Here is a 24,763-nt window from a genome sequence, read left to right on the forward strand (position 1 = left end):
GCGGATGCTCCAGCCCGTGGCCATCGTCGGGATGTCGGTGCTGCTGCCCGGCGCGCCGGACCTGGCGGCGTACTGGCGCAACCTCGTCGGCGGTGTCGACGCGATCACCGAGGTGCCGCCGGAGAAGTGGGACGTCACCCACTACGCGCCGGGCGAGCGGCGCCGGGCCGATCGGGTCTACTGCCGGCGCGGCGGGTTCGTCGACGAACTGGCCGAAGTGGACGTCACCGGCTTCGGGATCATGCCGGCCTCGGTGCCCGCCACCGAGCCCGACCAGCTGATCGCGCTGCGCGTCGCGGCGCAGGCCGTCGCGGACGCCGGCGGCCCGGACCGGCTGCCCGCCGACCGCGCGAAGGTCGGCGTCGTGCTCGGCCGCGGCGGCTACCTGACGCCCGGGCTGGTCCGGCTCGACCAGCGCGTCCGCACCGCGACCCAGCTCGTGCGGACGCTGGGGGAGCTGCTGCCGGACCTGGACGCGGACCGGCTCGACGCCGTCCGCCGGGCCTTCACCGACCAGCTCGGCCCGGAGGCGCCGGAGTCCGCGATCGGGCTGGTGCCCAACCTGGCCGCGTCCCGGCTGGCCAACCGGCTCGACCTGCGCGGGCCGGCGTACACCGTGGACGCGGCGTGCGCGTCCTCGCTGATCGCGGTCGACCACGCCGTGCGCGAGCTGGCGACCGGCCGCTGCGACGTCGTCCTCGCCGGTGGCGTCCACCACTGCCACGACATCACCTTCTGGAGCGTGTTCACCCAGCTCGGTGCGCTGTCGCCGTCCGAGCGGATCCGGCCGTTCCACCGCGACGCCGACGGCGTGCTGATCGGCGAGGGCACCGGCATCGTCGTCCTCAAGCGCCTCGCCGACGCCCAGCGCGACGGCGACCGCGTCTACGCGGTGATCACCGGCACCGGCGTCGCCTCCGACGGGCGGACGGCCGGCCTGGCCAGCCCCGACTCCGGCGGCCAGGTCCGGGCGGTCCGCCAGGCATGGGCCGCGGCCGGCCTGGACCCGGCCGCCCCGGACGCGATCGGCCTGCTGGAAGCGCACGGCACCGCGACCCCGGCCGGCGACGCGGCCGAGCTCGCCACCCTGTCCGAGGTGTTCGGGACGCGGGGGAGTGCGGTGCTCGGCTCGGTCAAGTCGATGATCGGCCACACCATGCCGGCGGCCGGGATCGCCGGGCTGGTCAAGGCGGCCCTGGCCGTGCACCACGGCGTCCTCCTGCCCACCCTGCACTGCGACGACCCGCACCCGGCGCTCGCGGAAACCCGCTTCTCCACTTTGGCCGCGGCGGAACCGTGGGACGCGCCGGTGCGCCGCGCCGGGGTCAACGCGTTCGGCTTCGGCGGGATCAACGCCCACGTCGTCCTGGAACAGGCACCGGGCCGGGCGAAGCCGGTCGTGGTGCGCGAGCCGGAACGCGTGCTGCGGCTCGCCGCGCCGACCGTCGAGGCCCTGCGCGAGGCGTTCGACCGGCCCGGGCCGCCGGAGCTCGGCGACGGGCCGGTCCGGCTCGGCATCGTCGACCCGACGGAGAAGCGGCTGGCCTTGGCCCGCAAGGCCATCGCCCGGGGCCGGGCCTGGCGCGGGCGCAACGACGTGTGGTTCGCCGACCGCCCGTTGCTCGGGCCGGGCGGCGGCAAGATCGCCTTCCTCTTCCCCGGCCTGGAATCGGAGCTCACGCTCAACTCCGGCGACGTCGCCCGCCACTTCGGCCTGCCCTGGAAGCACGCGGACGTCGAGGTCGGCGACGTCGGGCGGCAGGGTGCCGCGGTGTTCGAGCTGGGCCGGCTGCTGCACGCGGCCATCGGCCGGCTCGGCGTCACGCCGGACGCCGTCGCCGGGCACAGCCTCGGCGAATGGACGGCGATGGCGGTGGCCGGCGTGCACGCCGAAGCCGAGGTCGACGCCTTCCTCGCCGGCTTCGACCCGGACGCGCTCGTCGTCCCCGGTCTCGCCTTCGCCGCGATCGGCGCCCCCGCGCCGCGGGTGCTCGAGGAGCTGGCCGGCCGGGCGGACGTCGTCCTCTCCCACGACAACTCCCCGAACCAGGCCATGATCTGCGGCCCGGAAGCGGCCGTCGGCACGCTCGTGCAGCGGTTCCGCGACGCCGGGATCGTGGCGCAGGTGCTGCCGTTCCGGTCCGGTTTCCACACCCCGATGCTGCGGCCGTACCTCGGCCCGATCCGGGACGCGGCCGAGCGCTTCACCCTGCACCCGCCGGCCCTGCCGCTCTGGTCGGCGACCACGGTGTCGGAGTACCCGGCCGCCGAGGCCGAGGTCCGCGAGCTGTTCGTCCGGCACCTGCTGCAGCCGGTCCGGTTCCGCCCGCTCGTGCGCGCGCTGCACGACGCCGGATTCCGCGCCTTCGTCCAGGTCGGTGCCGGGCAGCTCGGCTCCCTGGTCGGCGACACCCTGCACGGCGAGGAACACCTGGTCGTGGCGGCGCACTCGGCGCAGCGCCCGGGGCTCGCGCAGCTGCGCCGGGTCGCGACCGCGCTGTGGGCCGACGGCCTGGACATCGACTTCGCCCGCCTGCCCGGCGAACGCCCGGCCACGCCCAAGGCGGTCAAGCTCGACCTCGGCGGCCGCCTGATCTCCCTGGACGACCAGGTCCGCGCGCGGATCGCGCTGCCGGCCGCCCGAAACTCCACTGTGGACGACCTGGCCGCGAAGGGCCCCTTGGCCGCGGAGTTCGCCGCCCTGCTGGCCGACACGGCCGAGCTGGCGTCCACCGTCCTCGCCACCCGTCCCGACGCGGCACTTTCACGCGAAAGTGCCGCCCCGGGACGGAGCGTTCACGTGAAAGCGCCGTCACCGGGCCCGCTGGACACCACGCTGACCGTGTCGCTCGAGGCGATGCCCTACCTGCTCGACCACTGCTTCTTCAAGCAGCCGCCGCAGGCCGACCCGGGCGACCGCTGGCCGGTCGTGCCCGCCACCACCGTGATCGGCCACCTCATGCGGTTCGCCGAGCAGGCCGCACCCGGCCGGCACGCGGTCGCCGTGCACGACGTGCGGCTCAGCCAGTGGATCACCGCGGTCCCGGCGGTCACCGTGCCGGTGCGCGTCCGGCCCCACGGCACCGACCGGGTGCACGCGGCGCTCGCCGGCTATTCGGAGGCCGTCGTGGAACTCGCCCCGGAGCACCCGGGCGCCGCGCCGGCACCGTGGCGGTTCCCGGCGTCGGCCGAACAGGTGCCCGAAACCACGGCGGCGCAGCTGTACGACGAACGCTGGATGTTCCACGGCCCGCAGTTCCGCGGCGTCACCGAGCTGACCGCCGTCGGCGACCGGCACGTGCGCGCGGTGCTGACCACGCCGGCCGCTCCCGGCGCGCTGCTCGACAACGTCGGCCAGGTGCTCGGCTACTGGATCATGTCCCGGCTGCCCGAGCGGACCACCGTCTTCCCGGTCGCCATGCGCGAAATCCGGTTCCACGGCCCGCACCCGGCGCCGGGGGAGCGGCTGGAGTGCCTGGTCCGGATCACCGGGCTGACCGAACAGTTCCTCGAAGCGGACATGCAGCTCGTCCACCGCGGTCAGGTGTGGGCCGAGTTCACCGGCTGGCGCGACCGCCGGTTCGACAGCACCCCGCACATCCGCCAGGCCGACCGCACGCCCGAGCGTTCGACGTTGTCGCACGAGCAGCCGGGCGGCTGGGCCCTGGTGCACGAGCAGTGGCCGGACCTGGCCACCCGCGAGCTGATCATGCGCAACTACCTCGCCGGCCCGGAACGCGCCGCCTACGAGCGCCGGCCGCCGCGCGGGCGGCGCCAGTGGCTGCTCGGCCGGATCGCCGCCAAGGACGCCGTCCGCCAATTCCTCTGGGCCCGCGGCGAGCGCGAGATGTTCCCCGCCGAACTGCGCATCGGCAACGACGCCGCCGGCCGGCCCTTCGCGACCGGCGCCTACGGCCGGGACCTGCCCGAGCTGACGATTTCCGTGGCCCACCGCGCCGAAGCCGGCGTGGCGATCGCCCGTCACGGCCCGTGCGGCATCGACGTCGAAGAGGTCGCGCCGCGTTCGGAGTCCACAGTGGAGGCCGCGCTGGGGCCGGGCGAGCTGGCGCTGTTCGCGAGCCTGCCGGGCGATCCGGAACGCTGGTTCGCCCGGTTCTGGACCGCCAAGGAGGCGGTCGCGAAGCTGCGCGGCACCGGGCTGCGCGGCGAACCCCGGGACTTCGAGGTCGTCGCGGCGGCCCCGGAGGAGATGACCGTCCGCGTCGCCGGCCACGACCACCGCGTGTACTGCGCCGACGTGGAGAACCCGCCCGGCGCACCGCCGCGCCACTACGTCGTCGCCTGGACCGAAGAGACGAAGGAGACCGCCGGATGAGCATCGAGACCACGGCCGCGAACGAGGTGACCGTGCTCGCCCAGCTCAGCGAAATGCTGCGGGAGTTGCTCGAGGAGTACGGGCTGGACGACGCCGAGATCACCATGGAGACGACCTTCCACGACGACCTCGAGCTGGAGAGCGTGGACCTGGTCGCGCTGTCCGGGCAGCTGCGCGAGCACTACGGCGACCGCGTCAACTTCGCGACCTTCATCGCCGAACGCGACCTGGACGAGATCATCGCGCTGACCGTCGGCGAACTCGTCCGGTACACCGTCGCCTCGCTGCGGGCGACCGCGTGAGCCGGATCCGCGCGGGCGAGCTGGACGTGCACGTCCAGCGGCTCACCCCGGACGCGCCCCTCGACGGCGACGCGCCGATCGTGGTGTGCGTCCACGGCCTGCTCACCGACAGCCTCGCCAGCTACTACTTCACCCTCGGCCCGGACTTCGCCGCGCGCGGGCTCGACGTGCTGATGTACGACCTGCGCGGGCACGGCCGCACCACCCGCCCGGCGTCCGGCTACCACCTGGAGCGGTTCGTCGACGACCTCGTCGCGGTCCTCGACGCGTGCGAGGTGACCCGGCCGGTGCACGTCGTCGGCAACTCGTTCGGCGCCTCGGTGGCGTTCGGGCTGGCCGCCGCCCGGCCGGACCGGGTAGCGAGCGTCGTCGTCATCGAAGGCGAACCGCCGACCGCCGAGTGGACCCGGCACATGGCCGACGGGCTCGCCGACGCGAAGGCCCGGCTGGCGATCGACGAGGTGATCGGCTGGATCGCCGACAACCACGGCGCGCACACCGCGCGGCTGTCCAAAGCCGCGAACCGGATCCTGCAGACCACCACGATCGCCGAGGACATCCCGCGCAGCGCGACGATCGCGGCGGACCTGTCGGCGGTGCGCTGCCCGGTGTTCGCCGTCTTCGGCGGCGACTCGGGCCTGGCCGCCCAGGTGCCGCACTTCGAGACGCACCTGGCGTCCTGCCGCACCGTCGTGCTGCCCGGCCAGGGGCACTCGGTGCTGGTCGAGCGGACCGCCGAGGTCACCGAGCTGATCTTCGGCTGGGTCCGCGACACCGCGCGCACGCAGGCGCGGGTGCGGTAGTGGCCCGGTTCCTGTTCGTCGTCCCGCCGCTGACCGGGCACGTCAACCCGGCCGCCGGGGTGGCGGCCGAGCTCGCCGCGCGCGGCCACGAGGTCGCCTGGGCCGGGCACGACGAGCTGCTGTGGCAGCTGGCCGGCCCGGAAGCGCTGGTGTTCGCCTGCGCGCTGCCGGCGGACGTGCCGGAGCGGCCGGCCGGCCTCAAGGGCCCCGCGGCCCTGCGGTTCCTCTGGCAGGACTTCCTGGTCCCGCTGGCCGGCGCGATGGCACCCGGCGTGGCCGCGGCCCTCGACGCGTTCCGGCCGCACGTCGTCGTCGCCGACCAGCAGGCCCTGGCCGGTGGGCTGCTCGCCGACGCGCACGGCCTGCCGTGGGTGACCTCGGCGACGACGTCGGCCGAGCTGGTCGACCCCCTGGCCGGGATGCCGAAGGTCGGGGCGTGGGTCGGCTCGCTGCTCGACGGGCTGCGCGCGCGGATCGCCGGCGGCCGGGGCGAGGCCGACCCCCGGTTCTCCCCGCACGGCGTCCTCGCCTTCACCACCCGCGAACTGCTCGGCCCGGCCACCGTGGCGCCGGGTGTCCGGCTCGTCGGGCCGGCGCTGGGCGCGCGTCCATCCACAACGGACTTCCCGTGGGCCTGGCTCGACCCGCTCCGGCCGACCGTCCTGGTGTCTCTCGGCACGGCGAACACGGCCGCGGGAGCGGGGTTCCTGACGGCGGCGGCGGCGGCGTTCGCCGGGCTGCCGGCGCGGGCGGTGATCGCCGACCCGGGCGGCGTGCTCGGCGAGGTGCCGCCGAACGTGCTGGTGCGCCCGCGGGTCCCGCAGCTTGCGCTGCTGCCGCGGGTGGACGCGGTGCTGTGCCACGCCGGTCACAACACCGTCTGCGAAACGCTGTGGCACGGCCTCCCGCTGGTGGTCGCCCCGATCCGCGACGACCAGCCGATCGTGGCCGCCCAGGTGGTGGCGGCGGGCGCGGGCCTCCGGCTCCGGTTCGGCCGCGCGGACGCCCCGCGCATCGCCGCGGCGGTCGAGGAAGTGCTGACGGAACCGGCGTACCGGCGGGCGGCCGAGACGATCGCGGCGTCGTTCCACGCGGCCGGCGGCAGCGCGGCGGCCGCGGGGCACCTGGAGCAGGTCGCGCTGGAAGACCTGGCCCACCTGGGGCCCGGGAAGCGCTGATTCACTCCGTAAAATCACGCGGATACCGTCGATGCCATGACTGTTTCCCGTTGTACTCCCGAAGACGTCCCCGAACTCGTGCGGTCGGCCGCCGGGCTGTTCGCCGAAGACGCCGGGCGCCACGACCCGCGCATGGACCTCGGCTGGCCGGCACGCGAAGGCACGGCCTACTACGCGAAGCTCGTCGACGATCCCGGCTGCCTGTGCCTGCAGGCCGGCGGTGGCCACCTGGTCGGGCGGCTGCGGCCCCCGGACCCGCTGCGGCCCGGCGCGGTGACCGCGGTGCTGGAGAGCATGCGCGTCGGCCCGGAGCACCGCCGGTCGGGGGTCGGCGCCGAGCTGGTCGACGCGTTTCTCGCGTGGGCGGCGGAAAAGGGCGCGAACGAGGTCACCGTCCGGGCCTACGCCGCCAACGAACCGGCGCTCGCCTTCTACCGCGCGCGGGGGTTCGAGCCGTTCGAGCTGACCCTGCGTCACCGGAACGGGTGGCTATCCACAGTGGACCCCGCGCACTAGCTTGGAAGGCCGAGCCAGGAGGTGCGGATGACGGCCACGGCGGAGGCCACCCCAAGCGCCGCGGCGCCGGCCGCCCTCAGCCGCGGGCGGGTCAACGCCGTGTTCGGCGCCGTGCTGCTCGGGATGCTGCTGGCCGCGCTGGACCAGACCATCGTCGGGACCGCGCTGCCCACCATCGTCGGCGACCTCGGCGGCGCCGGGCACCTGTCCTGGGTGGTGACGTCGTACCTGCTCGCCGAGACGATCATGACGGTGGTCGTCGGCAAGCTCGGCGACCTGTTCGGCCGCAAGCTGATGTTCCAGCTGTCGGTGATCGTATTCGGCATCGGCTCGTTCTGCGCGGGGTTCGCCGACAGCATGGTCTGGCTGATCGTCTGGCGCGCGGTGCAGGGTCTGGGCGGCGGCGGGCTGATGGTCACCTCGACCGCGCTCATCGCCGACGTCGTCCCGCTGCGCGAACGCGGGAAGTACCAGGGCGTGCTCGGCTCGGTGTTCGGCGTGGTCACGGTGGCCGGCCCGATGCTCGGCGGCTTCTTCGTCGACCACCTCTCGTGGCGCTGGGCGTTCTACGTCAACATCCCGCTGGTCGTCGTGGTGCTGGTGGTGGCGTCCTCGGCGATGCCGAACGCCCGCGCCGCGGTCAAGCCGGTCGTCGACTACCTCGGCATCCTGCTCATCGGCCTGGCGGCGACCGGACTGACGCTGGTCACGAGCTGGGGCGGCACGCAGTACGCGTGGGGCTCGCCGGTGATCATCGGGATGGCGGTCGGCTCGGTGGTGCTGCTCGCCGCGTTCGTCCTCGTCGAGCTGCGGGCCCGGGAGCCGATGCTGCCGATGCGGCTGTTCCGCAACCCGGTGTTCACCGTCGGCGGGATCATGAGCTTCGTCGTCGGCTTCGCGATGCTCGGCGCGCTGTCGTACCTGCCGACGTACATGCAGTACGTCCAGGGCACGTCCGCGACGACGTCCGGGGTCCGGCTGCTGCCGATGGTGCTGGCGCTGCTCGTGGCGTCGATCGCCGCGGGCAACGCGGTGAGCCGCACCGGCCGCTACAAGATCTTCCCGCTGGCCGGGGCGGCGGGCATGACGATCGGCCTGTACCTGCTTTCGCGGCTCGATGCGGACACCGGGTTCTGGGAAGCGTCGGCGTACATGGCGGTGCTGGGTCTCGGCATCGGGCTCGGCATGCAGGTGCTCACCATCGCCGTGCAGAACACGGTCGACTACGCCGACCTCGGCGTCGCGACCTCGGGCGTGACGTTCCTGCGCTCGATCGGCAGCTCGTTCGGCGCGGCGATCTTCGGCACGGTGTACGCGAACCAGCTGACGCCGAAGCTGGCCACCCTTCCGGTGCCACCGGGGGTGGACCCGCGTGCGCTGCAGGTGCCGACGGCGTTGCACGCGCTGCCTCCATCGGTGTCGGCGCCGGTGATCCGTGCGTACAGCGACTCGCTACACGTGGTGTTCCTCGCCGCGGCCCCGGTCGGCCTGGTCGCCCTGGTCCTGGCGTTCTTCCTGAAGGAGGTCCCGCTGCGCGACACGGCCCGCGCGGCGGCCCCCGACCTCGGCGACGGGTTCGCGATGCCGGAGGCCCGCACCGACGACCGCGAGCTCGAGCGCGCGGTCGCGACGCTGTTCTTCCGCGAGCGCCGCCAGGTGGCACCGTCGATCGTCGAGCGGGCCGGCGGCGACCTCGACGAGGGCGGCATCTGGTGCCTGCTGCAGGTCCACCTGCGCCGACGCCGCGGCGAACCGGCAACCCTGCGCGCGATCGGCGAGTACTTCGGCGTCCCGGCGCCGGTCCTGGAGCCGGCGTTCAACCGCCTGGAGCTGACCGGCCACCTGAGCTACACCCGCGACGGCTGGGAGCTGACGGCCGCGGGCCGGGCGGAGTTCGCCAAGGTGGTGCAGGCCTGGCACACCTGGCTGGCCGACCGCCTCGGTGACTGGGGCCCGAGCAACCGAGCGGACCTGGACGCGGCCATCGGCCGGGTCGCGGCCCGCCTGCTGGACCAGAGCGGGGAGTCACGAACCTACGGCCGCCACGCCCTGGCCTGACCTGCCGGCGGCCTGGCTTGCGCCGGGCCGGGAGGTCAGCCGCGGGGGAGGGACCGCGGGAGCCCGAACCACGGAAGGACGCTGTTGTCGAAACTCGTCCTGGACCTGACGGAGACCCCTCGGATCACCCTCGCCGCCGAGACCGTCGATTCGCTCGATGTCCTGATCAACAACGCGGGCGTCTACGGCTACGAAGAGCTGGCTGATCGAGCCGCCCTCGAGCGGCACCTCGCAGTCAACTCCGAGGCGGCCGCCTTCTCGTTGACGCAGTCCCTGCGCGCCACCCTCGCCGGCCAGGGCGTGGACGTCCGCGCCGTGCTGCCCGGCCCCGTGGACACCGACATGGTCCGCGACCTTCAGATCCCGAAGGCGTCACCGCAGTCGATGGCCGCAGCCATCCTCGACGGGCTGGCCAAGGGAAAGGACGACATCTTCCCCGATCCCTTCTCACAGGCCCTCGCCGACAGCGGGAACGGCGGGGCGGTCAAGGCGCTCGAACGGCGGAACGCGGCGCTCATCACCGCGGCCCGGATCCAGTAGCGGAATTGCACACCCATGAGCACGAGCCTGCTGCACCCTCGGCCCACCCGGCCGGACTCCAGCTCCGCAGGTAGAGCCCACGTCAGACCTGTCGCTTCGACGGGACGGGGTCAGCGGCGCCAGAAGTCGTGGGGGGTGGGGCCGGGGCGGAAGCCGCATGCCTCCACCAGGGCCGCCGCCTCCCGGAAACCGTGACCCACCAGGGCGGGCTCGTGGGCGTCGCTGCCGAACGACACCACCTCGCCGCCCAGCTCGAACCACCAGCGGACCACCTCGCCCGGCAGGGGCACCTTCGTGTTCACCTCCAGCGCGCGGCCGCTCGCCTTCAGCGCCCGCAGCACCGTGCGGAACTCCTCCTCGAACTCGCCCACCACGAACGGCGGCCCCTCGCCCGGCCACGAGCGCAGGGCGTAGTCGATGTGCGCGAGCACCGCGAAGTCCGCCGTCGACTCGACCAAGCCCAGCACCTCGCCGAGGTACGCCCGCAGCAGCTCGGCCGGCGGCCGGTCCGCCACCACCGTCAGCTCGCGGTGGTGCGCACCGTCCGGGAGGGAATGGACCGAGCCGAGCACCCGGTCGAAGTCGTGGGCCGCCAGCAGCGCGTCGGCGCGCGGGCGGTGCCAGTGCGGCTCGCTCAGCTCCACACCGGACAGGATCCGCAGCGACGGGAACCGCGATCGGCACTCCTCGACGCACGCCAGGTAGCCCGCAACGTCGAGTTCGGGCGGCTCCAGGACGCCGTCCGGGCGCAGCCGCACCCGGAAGTGGTCCGGCAGCAGCGGCCGGACGGCTCCGGCATCAGCCACGGCGTCAGGTCCGCGTGCTCGGTGAACGCCACCGACGGCAGGCCCAGCTCGACCGCCCGCTCGCACGAGCCCAGCATCGACCCGGTGATCGTGTCCCAGGACCATTCGGTGTGGACGTGACCGTCCGTCGGCAGGCTCACCGACCCACCGTAGCGACGGTTTTGGGCTAGCGTCTCCTCCATGGCGGCCAAGGCGGTAGAGATCGAAGTCGGCCCGCACACCGTGCGGATCTCCAACCCGGACCGGGTCTACTTCCCGGCCCGCGGCGAGACGAAGCTCGACCTGGTCAACTACTACCTCTCGGTGGGCGACGGCATCGTCAACGCCCTGCGCGAACGCCCCTGCATGCTGCACCGCTTCCCGTCCGGCGTGGCGGGGGAGAAGGTGCACCAGAAGCGCGTCCCGAACGGCGCGCCGCCCTGGCTGGAGACCGTCCGGGTGACCTTCCCGCGGTACAACCGGCACGCCGACGAACTTTGCGTCACCGAGCTCGCGCACGTCGCCTGGGCCGTGCAGATGTCCACTGTGGAGTTCCACCCGTGGAACTCGCGGCGGGCCGACACCGAAAAGCCCGACGAGTGGCGGATCGACCTCGATCCGATGCCCGGGTGCGGGTACGACCGGGTCCGGCGGGTTGCGCACGTTGCCCATGAGGTGCTCGATGAGCTCGGGGCGGTGGGGTGGCCGAAGACCTCGGGCGGGCGCGGGTTGCACGTCTACGTCCGGATCGAACCGCGGTGGGGTTTCGCCGATGTCCGGCGGGCCGCGCTGGCCTTTGCGCGGGAGGTGGAACGGCGGGCTCCCGACGACGTCACGACCACCTGGTGGCGCAAGGACCGGGATCCTCGGATGCTTTTCGTCGATTACAACCAGAACGCTCGTGATCACACGATCGCCAGTGCTTACTCGGTGCGGGGGAATCCCGAAGGGACGGTGTCGGCGCCGGTTCGGTGGGAGGAGATCGATGATGCCGAGCCGGGGGATTTCACCATTGCCACCGTTCCGGGGCGGTTTGCCGAGGTGGGTGACCTTCACGCCGGTATCGACGAGGCGGTGTTTTCTCTTGAGCCGTTGCTTGAGTGGGCTGATCGGGATGGTGTCGAGGTGGCTGATTGAGGGTTCCTGCCCACCCCGAAGCTTGATTGTGACGACGGCCGGCTGCCGGTCGGGCAGCCGGCGGTCGGTCAGGTCAGGCGTTCGATGATTGTTGCGTTGGCCAGGCCACCTGCCTCGCACATCGTCTGGAGGCCGTAGCGGCCGCCGGTCTGCTCCAACACTGACAGCAGCGTTGTCATCAAGCGGGCTCCGCTGCCGCCCAGGGGGTGGCCGATTGCTATCGCTCCGCCGTTGATGTTCACCTTGGCCGGGTCCGCGCCGATCTCTTGCTGCCAGGCCAGGACCACGCTGGCGAATGCCTCGTTGACCTCGAATGCGTCGATGTCCGATGGGGTGAGGCCCGCCCTGGCCAGGACCTGGTGGGTGGCCGGGATGATGCCCGTCAGCATCAGCAGGGGATCGTCGCCGGCCACGGCGAAACTGTGGATCCGGGCTCGGGGCTTCAGGCCCAGGGCCTTCGCCGTCTCGGGGCTGGTGATGAGGAGGGCGGCCGCGCCGTCGTTGATCGGGGAGGAATTGCCCGCCGTGATGTGCCAGTGGAGGTCGGGGAAGCGCTGCTCCCAGACGTCCGTGCGGAACGCCGGCTTCAGGGCGGCCAGGATCTCCGGGGTGGTGGCGGGCCGGACCGTCTCGTCGGTGGTCACGTCGACGAGGGCGCCGTCCGGGGTGGGGGCCTTCAGCGGGGCCACTTCGCGCGCGAACCTGCCGTCCGACCACGCCTCGGCCGCGCGCTGGTGGCTTCGGGCGGCGAACTCGTCCAGCTGGGCCCGGGTGAAGCCCCACTTCGCCGCGATGAGCTCCGCGCTGATGCCCTGCGGGACCAGGCCGTCCGGGTAGCGGGCGGCGACCTGGGGGCCGAACGGGTCGCGGCCGGCCGCCTGGCTGCCCATCGGTACCCGGCTCATCGACTCGACGCCCGAGGCGATCACCACGTCGTAAGAGCCGGCCATGACGCCCTGCGCGGCGAAGTGAATGGCCTGCTGGCTGCTGCCGCACTGGCGGTCGATCGTCACCGCCGGGACCGATTCCGGCAGGCCGGCGGCCAGGGCCGCCCAGCGGGCCGTGTTCATGCTCTGCTCGCCGATCTGGCCGACCGCGCCGCTGATGACGTCGTCGATGCGGGCCGGGTCGAGGGCCGTGCGCTCGACCAGCGCGCGCAGGGCGTGGGCGTGCAGGTCGACCGGGTGGACCCCGGCGAGGGTGCCGTTCGGCTTGCCCTTGCCGATCGGCGTTCGTACCGCGTCGACGATCACCGCGTCCGTCATGGCGTCTGCCTCCTCGCAGATCGGGGTGTTCCCGGTATACGCCCCCCGAGTTGGATTCCACAACTTACGTGTTCGTCAAGTCACAGGAGCTTGACGTGCTAGGTTGGGTTTTCAATCCGTGGAGGTGGCATGGTCCGGCGTGGTCGCGAGTGCTCGGTCGCCGAAGCTCTCGAGGTGGTCGGCGAACGGTGGAGCCTGCTGGCCCTGCGCGAGATCATGCTGGGGGAGCGGCGGTTCAACCAGATCGCCGAGAACACCGGCGCCAGCCGCGACATCCTGGCCGCGCGGCTGCGCAAGCTCGTCGACGCCGGCGTGCTCGAGAAGGTCCAGTACGAGAGCCACCCGCCGCGGCACGAGTACCACCCGACCGAAGCCGGCCGCGCGCTGCAGCCGATCCTGCTCGGCCTGATGGCCTGGGGCGACCGGTACGTCCACCAGGGTGAACCGCCCACGCTCTGGCGCCACGCCTGCGGTGAGGTGCTCGTCCCGGTTACCGTCTGCGCGCACTGCGGCGACCCGGTCGACGCGCCGGGCACCCGGGCGATCCGGCTGGGTGCCGTTCGCGCCTGAGCTGACCCGACCAAGGCCTCCTCGCTTCGCGGCGAGGAGGCCTTTCTCGTGCCCGGACGTTGACTTGAGACCCGCGTCACTGTAACTCTTGAACGAATCAGTGCAAGAACCTGACAGATGATCGGTAAATCACTGCAGCTGTCCGGAAGATTCCGGTTTCGTCTCCCTCCCCTCCCCGGATCAGAGGAACCGCATGAGAACGAAGCGTGTGTTGTCCCCCGCGGCCGCCTTGGCCGCCCTGTCCCTGCTCTTGGCCACGGCCGCCGCGCCGGCGAGCGCAACTCCGGCCGCCGCCCCCGTGGGCCGGCCGGCCGGCCAAGCCGCGTCCGCGGTCTACACCGCGAGCAGCCAGCTCGCCGGCTATCCCGTGGCGAACGTCGGCGACGGCAACCCGGCCACCTACTGGGAAAGCGCGAACAACCAGTTCCCGCAGTGGGTCCAGGCCGATCTCGGTGCTCCGGCCGACGTCGCCCAGCTCGTGCTCAAGCTGCCCGCGGACTGGGGCGCCCGGACCGAGACCTTCGGCGTCCAGGGCAGCACCGACGGGACCACCTTCACCGACCTGAAGCCCTCGGCCGGGTACGTGTTCGACCCGGCCAAGGCGAACACGGTGACCGTGGACGTCACCGGCAAGCCCCGGTACGTCCGGCTCAACGTCAGCGCCAACACCGGCTGGCCCGCCGCCCAGCTGTCCGAGTTCGAGGTGCACGGCCCGGCCGGCGGGGACACCCAGCCGCCGTCCGCGCCCGGCAACCTCGCCTACACCCAGCCGGCCAGCGGCCAGATCCGGCTCACCTGGTCGGCGTCGATCGACAACACCGGCGTCGCGGGCTACGACGTCTACGCGAACAACCAGCTCCGCGGGAGCGTCGCCGGGAACGTGCTGACCTACACCGACACGCAGCCCGACGGTACGACCGTTGCGTACTACGTCCGCGCGAAGGACGCCGCCGGCAACCAGTCGGCGAACAGCAACACCGTGACGCGCACCGGCACGCAGGCCGGCACGAACCTGGCGCTGGGCAAGCCGATCACGGCGTCCTCCACGGAATGGACGTACGTCGCGGGCAACGCCGACGACGGCTCCCTGACCACCTACTGGGAAGGCGGCGGCGGGACGTACCCGAACCTGCTGACCGTCGCGCTCGGCTCGAACGCCGACGTGAACCAGGTCGTGGTGAAGCTCAACCCCGACCCCGCGTGGGGCCCGCGGACCCAGACGATCGCCGTCGAAGGCCGTGAGCAGAGCGCGGCCGCCTTCACCACCCTCGCCGCCGCGCAGAGCTACAGCTTCAGCCCGGCGACCGGCAACACCGTGACGATCCCGCTGTCCGGCCGCGCCGCCGACGTCCGCCTGCGCGTCACCGCCAACTCCGGCGCGGGCGGCGGGCAGGTCGCGGAGTTCCAGGTCTTCGGCGTCCCCGCGCCCAACCCGGACCTGACGGTCTCGGGGGTTTCCTGGTCGCCGCAGAACCCCGTGGAGACCGACGCGATCACCACCTCGGCGACCGTCCGCAACGCCGGGACGGCGGCCTCGGGCGCCACGAACGTGAACTTCTACCTCGGCACGGCCAAGGTCGGCACGGCGAACGTCGGCGCGCTCGCGGCCGGCGCCTCGGCGACCGTGTCGGCGAACATCGGCACCCGGGACGCGGGCAGCTACCCGCTGACCGCGAAGGCCGACGAGGCCAACGCCGTCATCGAACAGAACGAGGCCAACAACTCCTACACGAGCTCGACGGCGCTGGTCGTGAGCCCGGTGCAGAGCTCCGACCTCGTCGCGGCGACGGCGTGGTCGCCGGGCAACCCGTCGGCGGGCACCACGGTCACGTTCACCACGACCCTGCGCAACCAGGGCACGGTCGCGTCCGCGGGCGGTGCCCACGGCGTCACGGTGACGATCACCGACCAGAACGGCACCGTCGTCAAGACGCTGACCGGCAGCTACACCGGGACCATCGCCGCCGGCGCCACGGCGGCACCGGTCACCGTCGGCACCTGGACCGCGGTCAACGGCCGGTACACCGTCAAGACGGTCGTCGCGAACGACGCCAACGAGCTGCCCGTCAAGCAGGGCAACAACACCAGCACGCAGTCGTTGTTCGCCGGCCGGGGCGCGAACATGCCCTACGACGTGTACGAGGCCGAAGACGGCGTCCTCGCGGGCGGCGCGGCCGTGGTCGGCCCGAACCGCACGATCGGCGACCTCGCCGGCGAGGCGTCGGGCCGCAGGGCCGTCACGCTGAACTCGACCGGCTCGTCGGTCGAGTTCACCACCCGCGCGGCGACCAACACCCTCGTCACGCGGTTCTCCATCCCGGACAGCGCGGGCGGCGGCGGGATCAACGCGACCCTGAACGTCTACGTGAACGGCACGTTCCTCAAGGCCATCGACCTGACCTCGCACTACGCGTGGCTCTACGGCGCCGAAACCGGCCCGGGCAACTCGCCGGGCGCCGGGCCGCGGCACATCTACGACGAGGCGAGCGCGCTGCTCGGCACCACCGTGCCCGCCGGCAGCCGGATCAAGCTGCAGAAGGACGCGGCGAACACCACGAACTACGCGCTCGACTTCGTCAACTTCGAGCAGGCCACCGCCGTCGCCAACCCCGATCCGGCGCGCTTCGCGGTGCCCGCCGGGTTCACCCAGCAGGACGTGCAGAACGCCCTCGACAAGGTCCGGCAGGACAGCACGCTCACCGGCGTCTACCTGCCGGCCGGGAACTACTCGCTGTCGAGCAAGCTGAACGTCTACGGCAAGGCCGTCACGGTCACCGGCGCCGGGCCGTGGTTCACGAAGTTCTCCGCGCCTTCGGGCCAGGAGAACACCGACGTCGGCGTCGACGTCCAGGCGAGCGCCAACGGCTCGACGTTCAGCGGGTTCGCCGTCTTCGGCAACTACACCTCCCGCATCGACGGCCCCGGCAAGGTGTTCAACCTGACGAACGTCGCCAACCTGACGATCGACAACATCTGGGTCGAGCACCAGGTGGTGATGGTCTGGGGCACGAACGTGGACAACACCACGATCAAGAACTCCCGGATCCGCGACACCTTCGCCGACGGCGTCAACCTCACCAACGGCAGCACCGGCAACCACGTCACCAACAACGAGGCCCGGTCCACCGGGGACGACAGCTTCGCGCTGTTCGCCGCCACGGACCTCAACCAGGGCAACCAGTACGACAACGTGTTCGAGAACCTGACCGCGCTCACGCCTTGGCGTGCAGCCGGGCTGGCGGTGTACGGCGGGTACAGCAACACCTTCCGGAACCTCTACATCGCGGACACGCTGACGTACTCGGCGATCACGATCAGCTCGCTCGACTTCGGCTACCCGTTCCTCGGGTTCGGGCCGCAGCCGACGACGGTCCAGAACGCCTCGCTGGTCCGGGACGGCGGCCACTTCTGGGGCCAGCAGGCGTTCCCGGCGATCTGGCTGTTCTCCGCGTCCAAGGAGTTCCGCGGCATCCGGGTGTCCGATGTGGACATCCAGAGCCCGACCTACAGCGGCATCATGTTCCAGACCAAGTACGACGGCACCACGCCGGAGCACCCGGTCGAGGACACCGTGCTGGCGAACGTGTCGATCACCGGCGCCCACCGCAGCGGGGACGCCTTCGACGCGAAGTCCGGGATCGGTGTCTGGGTCAACGAGCTGCCGGAACCGGGCCAGGGCCCGGCCGTCGGCTCGGCGACCTTCACCGGGCTCACGCTGAGCGACAACGCCGAAGACATCCGCAACCGCACCACCACGTTCACCATCAACCGCAGCTGACGCAGGGCTGGGCGGGCCCGCCGGGAAGCCGTTCCCGGCGGGCCCGAGCCGTGCCAGGATGGCGCTGGAGGTGGTCGGCGTGCGGATCCTGGTCACGGGCGGGACCGGTCGGCTCGGCTCGGCGGTCGGGGCGCGGCTGCGGGCGGCGGGGGAGGAGGTTCGCGTGCTCAGCCGGCGCCCGGGCCCGGACGTCGTCCGGGGCGACCTGCGGACCGGCCGCGGCATCGACAGCGCGGTGGCGGGGATGGACGTGGTCGTCCATTGCGCCACCGACTACCTCGGGCGCGAAGCGGCCCTCGCCCGCACGCTCGTCGAGGCGGCGCGCTGGGCCGGTGCCCCGCACCTGGTGTACGTCTCGATCGTCGGCGTCGACCGCGTGCCGCTCGGCTACTACCGGACCAAGCGCGAGACCGAGGAGCTCATCGCCGCTTCAGGGCTGCCGGCCACGATCCAGCGCGCCACCCAGTTCCACGGCCTGGTCCGCGGCTTGCTGGCGGGCGCGTCCCGGCTGCCGGTGGTGCCGGTGCCCCGGGTCTCGTTCCAGCCGGTGGACGTCCGCGACGTGGCGAACCGGCTCGCGGACCTCGCCCTGGCCGAGCCGGCGGGCCGGGCACCCGACTTCGGCGGCCCGGAGATCCTCACGGCGGCGGAGCTGGCGGCGGCGGTCGGCGAAGCGAGCGGCCGGCCCCGGCGGATCTTGCCGGTGAAGGTGCCGGGGGAGACATTCCGGGCCTACGCCGACGGCGGCCACCTGACCCCCGGCCACCGCGACGGCGTGATCACCTTCCGGCAGTACCTGGCCGGGCAAGCCGGTCACGCTTCCTGACCATCACCGGGTCGCGCGACGGCCGACCGCGGCGCTGCCCGGGAGCTTCACTGCCCTGGCCGATTACTGCCTGGCGCAGCTTCCCGTGTGGACGGACAGCACGAACCGGCTGTTCAACGACCCGGAGAACCGCTTCCGCAACACGAGCGGGAAGGTTGCTGCTCGAGGGGCGTGCGAGTTCCGGGCGGCGTGGCTGGTGGCTGCCGGTCGCGAACCGCCACCGGGTCGGCGAAGATCGACGCGACCTGACCGGCCGGGAGGAGCGCGCACGATGATCCGCTGGGCGACGTTCGACTGCTTCGGCACGCTGGTGGACTGGCGGCACGGCATGGCCACCGGCATCGAGCTGCTCTTCCCCGGCCGCGGCGGCGAGCTCTTGGAGGTCTACAACCGGTTCGAGCCGCAGGTGCAGGCCGAAACGCCGGTGCGGCGGTACCGGGAGGTGCTGGCCGAATCACTGCGCCGGACCGCGGCCGAAGCCGGGCTGGAGCTGGTGCCCGACGACGCGTCCGTGCTCGGGACCGGCCTGCCGTACTGGCCGGTGTTCCCGGACACCCGGGCGGCGCTCGCCGGATTGCGGGAGGCGGGCTGGCGCCTGGCGCTGCTGACCAACTGCGACCGCGACCTGATCGGTGAGACCCATCCCGCGCGTGTGGATCAACCGCCACGCCCGACCCGCACGACCCGGCGGTGGCGGACGCGGTCCGCCCCGGGCTCGACGGTCTGCTCCCGGTCGTCGAGCGGGTCCACGCCGCGGCCCGCTGACCGCCGTCACGCCTGACGCACCCGGACCCGGCGAGGCCGCAGCCACCCGGCCCACCGGGACTTCCCCGGCCGGCGCTCCTTCGCGGCCCGCACCAGCGGCGCCGGGGGCTCCCCCGCCCGGTAGTCCAGCTCGACCTGCACCCAGTCGTGGATCCAGTCGCCTCGCATGGCGGCTCCTTTCGTCGTCGAACCGACGATCGGCCTGAGGGCACCCCGCCCGCATCGGGCGATCACGCAGTCCGGCGCCGCCGGACCCCATACCCGTTATGGTGACCGGCTGGCCGCGACGACCTTCCTGTTCGTGCCCGGCGACCGGCCCGGGCGGTTCGGCAAGGCCGTGGCCGGCGGCGCCGGCGTCGTGCTCCTGGATCTGGAGGACGCCGTCGCCCCGGCGGACAAGGACTCCGCGCGGGCTTCGGTGAGCGAGTGGCTCGAGAGTCATCGGGCGGCGGTCCGGATCAACGCGCCGGGCACCCCGTGGTTCGAGGCGGACGCCGAACTGGTGGCGGCGCGGGATGTCCCGGTGGTGGTGCCGAAGGCGGAGACACCCGGGGTACTGGCCGGGTTCCGCGAGGTGGTGGCCCTGGCCGAGACGGCACTGGGGGTGGAACGCGCCGGTGAGCTGGCCGCGGTGCCGTCGGTGACCCGGCTGGCCTTCGGCAGCGTCGACCTGGCGGCGGAGCTGGGCGTGGACCCGGACGACCGTGAGCCGTTCGCCTACGCGCGTTCGCGGCTGGTGATCGCGTCGGCGGCGGCCGGGCCGGCGCCACCGATCGACGGCGTCACCACGGATCTGGACGACGACGAGCGGCTGGCATCCGACGCCCGCTACGCCCGCCGCCTGGGCTTCGGCGGCAAGCTCTGCTTCCATCTGCGTCAAGTGGCCCCGGTCCGGGCGGCGTTCGCCCCGACGGAGGCGGAACGCGCGTGGGCGCGCCGGGTCCTGACGGCGGGGGAGCGGGTGTCCGTTGTGGACGGCCGGATGGTGGACAAGCCGGTGGTGGCCCGCGCCCGGCGCATCCTCGGCGAATGACGGTCCGCCGCGGCGGACCGTCGCGCTACACCGATCCCCGACGCCGCAACGCCTCCGCGTCGAAGCCGAATTCCGCGAGGACCGCGTCCGTGTGTTCGCCCAGCGCCGGCACCGCGTCCATCCGGGGTGCCCGGCCGGGGACCGTGATCGGCGGCAGCGTCGCCCGGATCGGGCCGGCCGGGGTCGGTACCTCGGCGAACCGGTCGCGCGCGGTGAGCTGCGGGTGCGCCAGGACGTCGGGGAGCTCGCGGCGGCGGGCGTGCGCGATCCGGCCGGCGGTCAGCCGGGCCTCCAGCTCGGGGCCGGACAGCGTGGCGAAGATGGCGTCGATCTCCCGTTCGAGCGCGGTCCGGTTCACCACGCGGGCGCTGCCGGTGGCGAACCGCTCGTCGGTGACCCAGTCCGGGCGGGCGACCGCGTGCTCGCAGAACGCCGCCCACTCGCGGTCGTTCTGCACGGCCAGCACCAGCTCGGTGCCGTCGCCCGCGGCGAACGTCCCGTACGGGGCGATCGCGGCGTGGCTGGTGCCGGTGCGCGGTGGCGGCGTCCCGCCGTAACCGGTGTAGTAGAGCGGGAAACCCATCCATTCGATCAGCGAGTCGAACAGGCTGACCTCCAGTTCCGTGCCGTGCCCGGTGCGCTCGCGGTCGTACAGCGCGGACAGGATGCCGGAGAAGGCGTACATCCCGGCGCCGATGTCCGCGGCCGGGATGCCGCTCTTGGCCGGTTCCGCCGCGGACCCGGTGACCGAAACCAGCCCGGCTTCGGACTGGATGAGCAGGTCGTACGCCTTCGCGTCGCGGTACGGCCCGGTCGAGCCGTAGCCCGACACCGAGCACGTGATCAGCCGCGGCCGGGTGGCGCGCAGGGCCGCGGCGCCGAGCCCGAGCCGGTCCGCGACGCCGGGCGCGAAATTCTGCACGAACACGTCGGCGCGGTCCAGCAGGGCGGCCATCACGCCGGGGGCGGCGTCGCTCTTGAGGTCGAGCGTGACGCTTTCCTTGGACCGGTTGAGCCAGACGAAGTGGCTGGAAAGGCCGTGCACGGTTTCGTCGTAGGCGCGGGCGAAGTCGCCGCTGCCGGGCCGCTCGATCTTGAGCACCCGGGCGCCGAGGTCGGCCAGGTGCCGGGTGGCCAGCGGCGCCGCGACGGCCTGTTCGCACGACACGACGGTGACGCCGTCGAGGGGCAGGGAAGGCATGGCCGCATCCTGCCACCCGCGGTCCCTCGGTAAGTGCGGGCCGGATCCGCTGGAGTATCGGGCAAAGCCGTTGACGGTCCCGGGGCCCGGCAGCACGCTGAATCGGATCAGCTGTCCCCGCGACCGGCGAGCGAGGTACCCGATGGGCAGGGTGCGGCAGGCTGACATCGCCCGCGTGGCGGGGGTTTCCCAGGCGACGGTGTCGGTCGTGCTGGGCGGCAACCGCACCGGGATCCGGCTGGCGGAGTCGACGCGGCGGCGGGTGCTGGAGGCCGCCCGGCGGCTCGGGTACGCCGATCCGCTGGTGAAACGCCCGGCGTGCCACGACCTCTTCGGGATCTGCGCGGCCACCCCGGCGTTCGAGGCGCACCAGCCGGTGCTCGCCGGCGTCGAAGCGGAGGCGGCCGCGCTCGGCAAGGACCTGATCATGTTCACCGCGCCGGGCCCGGCGCCGGTCCGCCGCACCCGCCTCGCCGACGGCTGCCTGTTCCTCGGTGACCCCGTCCCGGGCGAGCTGCTCGAAACCGGCTTCCCGGTCGTCCACATCGGACGCCGCCCGGACGCCCGCGTGCCCTGCGTCGACGTGGACTACGCATCGGCTTCGGCGGAGGTGATCGCCCGGCTGACGCGGGCGGGCCACCACCGGGTCCGCTACCTGCGCGAGCCGGCCGACACGGCGGCGGCGCGCGAACGCGAACGCGGCATCCGCACCGGAACGGGCCTGGTGGTCCGCACCGACGGCACCGACCTCGACGCGGCGGTGGTCCGCGGCTGGCTCGCCGAGGGCGTGACGGCGCTGGTGGTCGAGGAAGCGGTGTTCGCCGCGACGCAGCGGGTCCTGCTCGCAGCGGCGGCGAAGGTCCCCGGCGACGTCTCGCTGGCGGTGCTGGGCCGCCCGCCGGACGGAGCGGCGGGCCCGGAGGTCAGCGGCTTCGAGGTGCCGCGCCGGGCGCTGGGCCGAGAGGCGGTGCGGTTGCTGGCGTGCGTGGTGGACACGGGGGCCGGTGAGCACCGGCTGCTCACCTGCCCGCCGGTCGCGGGGGAGACGATCGCGCCGGTCGCCTGAGCGTCAGGGAAGGACGCCGTTGTAGTCGGGGAGCTTGAAGGTGCGTTCGGCGTGGCCGCCATCGAGATCGGTAAGGTTGTTCCCGACGTTCGCGACGATGGTGTAGCCGGCCTGGTCGATGGCGGCCCGCGTTTTGGTCTTGGTGGCCTGCACGGGATCGAAGGTGAACAGCGGCCGCAGGGAGAGCCCGTCGAAGGCGTACCCGACCGCCTTGAGGTTCCCTTCGGTGGGCCACCGCAGCAGTTCGGTGCGATCGCTGACGAAGAAGACCGCGGCCCCCTTGGCTTTGGCCAGGGTGGCGAGCGCAAGCACGGGCTTGACGGCCGGGGTGGTGATCCCGCCGGAGTAGTAGGTCTCCAGGCTGGTGTTGTCGATGTCGAGCACAACGGCGTTCCGCCCACCGGGCACACCCAGCCGCTGCTCGAGATACCCGGCGGCGGGCGTGGTGACGGCGGCGACATCGGCGATCCAGGTGGCATAGGCCGGATCAGCAACGGCGGCCACGGCCTGCGCGTCGCTGCCGGGCCGGGCATCGGCGACGCCGGCGCTCCCGAGCAGCAGCAGAGCGGCAGAGGCGGCACCGGCCACGGCGAGGCGGGCCTTCGAGGTCGACGACATGGCAGCTGGTCCACCAGCCGGGTGGGGGTGAACGTACCGGCAAGTAGCCGAAGTTCTTTCATGTTTTCCGGGTGCGCCGGCGCGGATTGCACGGAAGAGGCGGTTTCTCCTCTAGGACTACATGAGCCTCGCACCAAACCGCGGAAACCAGCCTCCGCAAGACCCGGATCCCGGGGACGGCAAGGACGTCTTCGTGATCGTCAGCAATGCAGCCGTCGCTGCGCTGAGCGGCCTCTACGTCGCCACGCAGTCGGTCGCGGTGGTCGTCATCGCGGCCTGCCTGATCGTGCTGCTCGCGGTGGTACTCGGTCGCCGGCGTTGACGTCGGATCGTGACCGAAGCCATGTGGTGGGTTGAGCCGGGTGCCGGACTCGACGGGGGACGATGGATCGGAGGAGGAGCCTACGGTGGCGGATGACGCGATGGATGCCTTCGAGGCGTTCTTCCGCGCGCGTGTGCTCTCGGAGATCCAGCACCTCGTCCGGCTCGGTTTCAGCCCGGACTGCGCGTCGGAGGCCGTGGAACAGGCGATGACCACCCTGTGCGAGCGTTGGAACAAGATCTCTTACCCGGTCAGCTGGGTCCGGGCAACGGCGCGGGGGCACGCGTTGACGATCGTCAAGCAGCAGCTCGACGTGTTGCCCGAAGACATCGAGGACCGGCACCCGGCGTTGCGGCACTACGACGATGATCCGGTCATCGAACACGAGTCCAAAACGAGGGTGACCCAGCTGCTGGCTGGTCTGTCCCTCCGGCGGCGTGAGGTGCTTTCGGCTTGGCTCGACGGCGTCGAGGATGGCGAGATCGCGGAGAACCTGGGGATCAGCGAGGGAACAGTTCGTTCGCACCGACGTTATGGCTTGGCGGACATCGCGGAAAAGCTGAGGTTGGAGGGAGGTCTGTCGTGACTGACGATGAGCACTCCGAGGTGGAGGCTGTTCTGCGGCAGGCCGATGCCGAGCTGGCGCGCGAGCTGAGCGCGCGCACGGATGTGGAGGCGATGCTCGAACGGGTGAAGCGACGTGCGGAGGTGCCGCAAGGCGGCGAGCCGTCGGCGGTGCGGAGGGGCTCTGAGGTGAAGGTCGACGCCTTGTCGGCGGAGCTGAAACTGCTTCGCAAGGGGCTCGGTGTCCAGGCGAAGAACCTGCCCGCAATCGCCGGCGAACGGTTGCGCGAAGTGTGCGGTGTCCGCGAAGAGGACAACGCCGGAACGGTTCGCGGCAAGGTCGTCGACACGCTTCGCCGGCTGATCGAGAAACTGCCCGGGTCGCAGCGGGAAACGGCGCGGATCGTGCTGGGTTTCGGCACCGGCGCGAACGAGCGCTACACCCAGCGCCTGGAGCTGCTGGGCACCGGGGCCGACCGCAACGTGCGCACCATGCAGCGTCGCGCCGACGACGTGATCTACCTGATCGCCGAAGCCGCGTACGGGGCGCCGTCGCCGTTCGGGGGTGTTTCGGCGAACAGCCAGGACGGTCCCTGGCACACCTCGGACCTCGCGGTCAACCTGACCCTGACCGGGACCGCCGCCGAGGTGTTCGAAACCCGCAAGGTGGTCAGCCACGTCGCCGGGCTGGCCGAGATCGAGCACGCGATCTCCCTCGCCCGCCCGGCCAGCACGACGAGCCCGCCGGACCTGTCCGGCCTCGGCATCGACGTCGTCGCCGGCGGCGAGGTGCACTCCGTGCGCCTGGTCAGCTCCACCCGCGTCGCCTTCACCCTGCGGCCGCCGCAGCCGCTCGACGCCGGGGACCAGCACGAGTTCTTCTTCCGCATCCGGCTGGCCGAGCTGCCGGCCCCGTTCTACTGCTGCACGCCGGAATTCCTGTGCGAAAGCTTCGAGCTCAACGTCCGGTTCGACCGGCGCGAGCCGCCGCAGCGCGTCTGGCGCATCGACGGCGACCTCTCGAAGGACGCCCACGACCCGCTGCCCGCGCGCAAACCGCTGTTCCTCGACAACGCGGGTGAGGTGCACACGAGTTTCCG

22 protein-coding genes are annotated in these 24,763 nt (G+C 72.6%); 17 read left to right on the forward strand and 5 right to left on the reverse strand.

Features of this window, described 5'->3' with window-relative positions; genetic code table 11:
* Positions 1-4 precede the first annotated feature (4 nt).
* The 7 genes from C2L59_RS37650 (at position 5) to C2L59_RS37680 (ending at position 9,733) form a co-directional block, all read left to right on the forward strand.
* Entirely contained in the window at positions 5-4,336 is a 4,332-nt protein-coding gene (locus C2L59_RS37650) for a type I polyketide synthase (protein WP_103354354.1), read from the forward strand.
* On the forward strand, positions 4,333-4,638 hold the full coding sequence (locus C2L59_RS37655) for an acyl carrier protein (protein WP_103354355.1): 306 nt from the start codon (positions 4,333-4,335) through the stop codon (positions 4,636-4,638). The genes C2L59_RS37650 and C2L59_RS37655 overlap by 4 nt, the downstream gene beginning before the upstream one ends.
* Complete coding sequence (locus C2L59_RS37660; protein WP_103354356.1) at positions 4,635-5,441, forward strand: alpha/beta fold hydrolase; 807 nt, start codon at positions 4,635-4,637, stop codon at positions 5,439-5,441. Before C2L59_RS37655 ends, C2L59_RS37660 begins: the two co-directional genes overlap by 4 nt.
* The gene (locus C2L59_RS37665) at positions 5,441-6,619 is read left to right on the forward strand and encodes a glycosyltransferase (RefSeq protein ID WP_103354357.1); all 1,179 of its coding nucleotides are present in this window, start codon (positions 5,441-5,443) and stop codon (positions 6,617-6,619) included. Before C2L59_RS37660 ends, C2L59_RS37665 begins: the two co-directional genes overlap by 1 nt.
* 36 nt (positions 6,620-6,655) lie before the next feature.
* Positions 6,656-7,135: a GNAT family N-acetyltransferase gene (locus tag C2L59_RS37670; protein ID WP_103354358.1), complete on the forward strand. Its 480-nt coding sequence runs from the start codon at positions 6,656-6,658 to the stop codon at positions 7,133-7,135.
* Between the two features lie 27 nt (positions 7,136-7,162).
* A complete protein-coding gene (locus C2L59_RS37675; protein ID WP_103354359.1) occupies positions 7,163-9,193 on the forward strand; it encodes an MDR family MFS transporter in 2,031 nt (676 codons plus the stop codon).
* An 84-nt stretch (positions 9,194-9,277) separates the two neighbouring features.
* Positions 9,278-9,733, forward strand: coding sequence for a hypothetical protein (locus C2L59_RS37680; RefSeq protein WP_103354360.1), 456 nt, complete (start codon positions 9,278-9,280; stop codon positions 9,731-9,733).
* Between the two features lie 110 nt (positions 9,734-9,843).
* Here C2L59_RS37680 and C2L59_RS37685 read toward each other — a convergent pair whose 3' ends face one another.
* Positions 9,844-10,539, reverse strand: coding sequence for a PHP domain-containing protein (locus C2L59_RS37685; RefSeq protein ID WP_233223892.1), 696 nt, complete (start codon positions 10,537-10,539; stop codon positions 9,844-9,846).
* Positions 10,540-10,719: 180 nt separating this feature from the next.
* Between C2L59_RS37685 and ligD the strand changes: the two genes are divergently transcribed.
* Positions 10,720-11,655 carry a non-homologous end-joining DNA ligase gene (gene ligD, locus C2L59_RS37690; protein WP_103354361.1) on the forward strand — a complete coding sequence of 312 codons (936 nt, stop codon included), beginning with the start codon at positions 10,720-10,722 and terminating at the stop codon, positions 11,653-11,655.
* 68 nt (positions 11,656-11,723) lie between these two features.
* Here the strand turns inward: ligD and C2L59_RS37695 are convergent, their stop codons facing one another.
* On the reverse strand, positions 11,724-12,920 hold the full coding sequence (locus C2L59_RS37695; protein WP_103354362.1) for a thiolase family protein: 1,197 nt from the start codon (positions 12,918-12,920) through the stop codon (positions 11,724-11,726).
* A 129-nt stretch (positions 12,921-13,049) separates the two neighbouring features.
* Here C2L59_RS37695 and C2L59_RS37700 point away from each other — a divergent pair, with 129 nt between their 5' ends.
* The 4 genes from C2L59_RS37700 (at position 13,050) to C2L59_RS37715 (ending at position 18,875) form a co-directional block, all read left to right on the forward strand.
* Positions 13,050-13,490 (forward strand): helix-turn-helix domain-containing protein, encoded by a 441-nt coding sequence (locus C2L59_RS37700; RefSeq protein WP_103354363.1) that lies wholly within the window; start codon positions 13,050-13,052, stop codon positions 13,488-13,490.
* A 193-nt stretch (positions 13,491-13,683) separates the two neighbouring features.
* Positions 13,684-17,268: a discoidin domain-containing protein gene (locus tag C2L59_RS37705; protein WP_103354364.1), complete on the forward strand. Its 3,585-nt coding sequence runs from the start codon at positions 13,684-13,686 to the stop codon at positions 17,266-17,268.
* Positions 17,269-17,326: 58 nt separating this feature from the next.
* A complete protein-coding gene (locus C2L59_RS37710) occupies positions 17,327-18,094 on the forward strand; it encodes an SDR family oxidoreductase (RefSeq protein ID WP_233223894.1) in 768 nt (255 codons plus the stop codon).
* A gap of 271 nt (positions 18,095-18,365) precedes the next feature.
* Positions 18,366-18,875, forward strand: a complete 510-nt coding sequence (locus tag C2L59_RS37715) for an HAD family hydrolase (protein WP_233223896.1) — start codon at positions 18,366-18,368, stop codon at positions 18,873-18,875.
* Here the strand turns inward: C2L59_RS37715 and C2L59_RS48335 are convergent.
* Complete coding sequence (locus C2L59_RS48335; protein ID WP_199199458.1) at positions 18,866-19,027, reverse strand: hypothetical protein; 162 nt, start codon at positions 19,025-19,027, stop codon at positions 18,866-18,868. The two genes, C2L59_RS37715 and C2L59_RS48335, sit on opposite strands and share 10 nt — an antisense overlap.
* A 109-nt stretch (positions 19,028-19,136) precedes the next feature.
* On the opposite strand from C2L59_RS48335, the gene C2L59_RS37720 reads away from it, so the two are divergent.
* Positions 19,137-19,892 carry a CoA ester lyase gene (locus tag C2L59_RS37720; protein WP_199199472.1) on the forward strand — a complete coding sequence of 252 codons (756 nt, stop codon included), beginning with the start codon at positions 19,137-19,139 and terminating at the stop codon, positions 19,890-19,892.
* 25 nt (positions 19,893-19,917) lie between these two features.
* Here the strand turns inward: C2L59_RS37720 and C2L59_RS37725 are convergent, their stop codons facing one another.
* Entirely contained in the window at positions 19,918-21,093 is a 1,176-nt protein-coding gene (locus C2L59_RS37725) for a CaiB/BaiF CoA-transferase family protein (protein WP_103354366.1), read from the reverse strand.
* Positions 21,094-21,235: 142 nt separating this feature from the next.
* Between C2L59_RS37725 and C2L59_RS37730 the strand changes: the two genes are divergently transcribed.
* The gene (locus C2L59_RS37730) at positions 21,236-22,159 is read left to right on the forward strand and encodes a LacI family DNA-binding transcriptional regulator (protein WP_103354367.1); all 924 of its coding nucleotides are present in this window, start codon (positions 21,236-21,238) and stop codon (positions 22,157-22,159) included.
* 3 nt (positions 22,160-22,162) lie between these two features.
* On the opposite strand, the gene C2L59_RS37735 is transcribed toward C2L59_RS37730, so the two are convergent.
* Positions 22,163-22,777: an HAD family acid phosphatase gene (locus C2L59_RS37735; RefSeq protein ID WP_103354368.1), complete on the reverse strand. Its 615-nt coding sequence runs from the start codon at positions 22,775-22,777 to the stop codon at positions 22,163-22,165.
* A 193-nt stretch (positions 22,778-22,970) separates the two neighbouring features.
* On the opposite strand from C2L59_RS37735, the gene C2L59_RS49965 reads away from it, so the two are divergent.
* The 3 genes from C2L59_RS49965 to C2L59_RS37745 all read left to right on the forward strand — a co-directional run.
* Positions 22,971-23,099, forward strand: coding sequence for a hypothetical protein (locus C2L59_RS49965; RefSeq protein WP_255410332.1), 129 nt, complete (start codon positions 22,971-22,973; stop codon positions 23,097-23,099).
* Between the two features lie 85 nt (positions 23,100-23,184).
* Positions 23,185-23,685, forward strand: coding sequence for an RNA polymerase sigma factor (locus tag C2L59_RS37740; RefSeq protein ID WP_146060483.1), 501 nt, complete (start codon positions 23,185-23,187; stop codon positions 23,683-23,685).
* A partial coding sequence (locus tag C2L59_RS37745) for a hypothetical protein (protein ID WP_103354370.1) occupies positions 23,682-24,763 on the forward strand: 1,082 nt, incomplete at its 3' end. The genes C2L59_RS37740 and C2L59_RS37745, both read left to right, overlap by 4 nt.

It is taken from the genome of Amycolatopsis sp. CA-128772, assembly GCF_002904295.1.
GTDB lineage: Bacteria > Actinomycetota > Actinomycetes > Mycobacteriales > Pseudonocardiaceae > Amycolatopsis.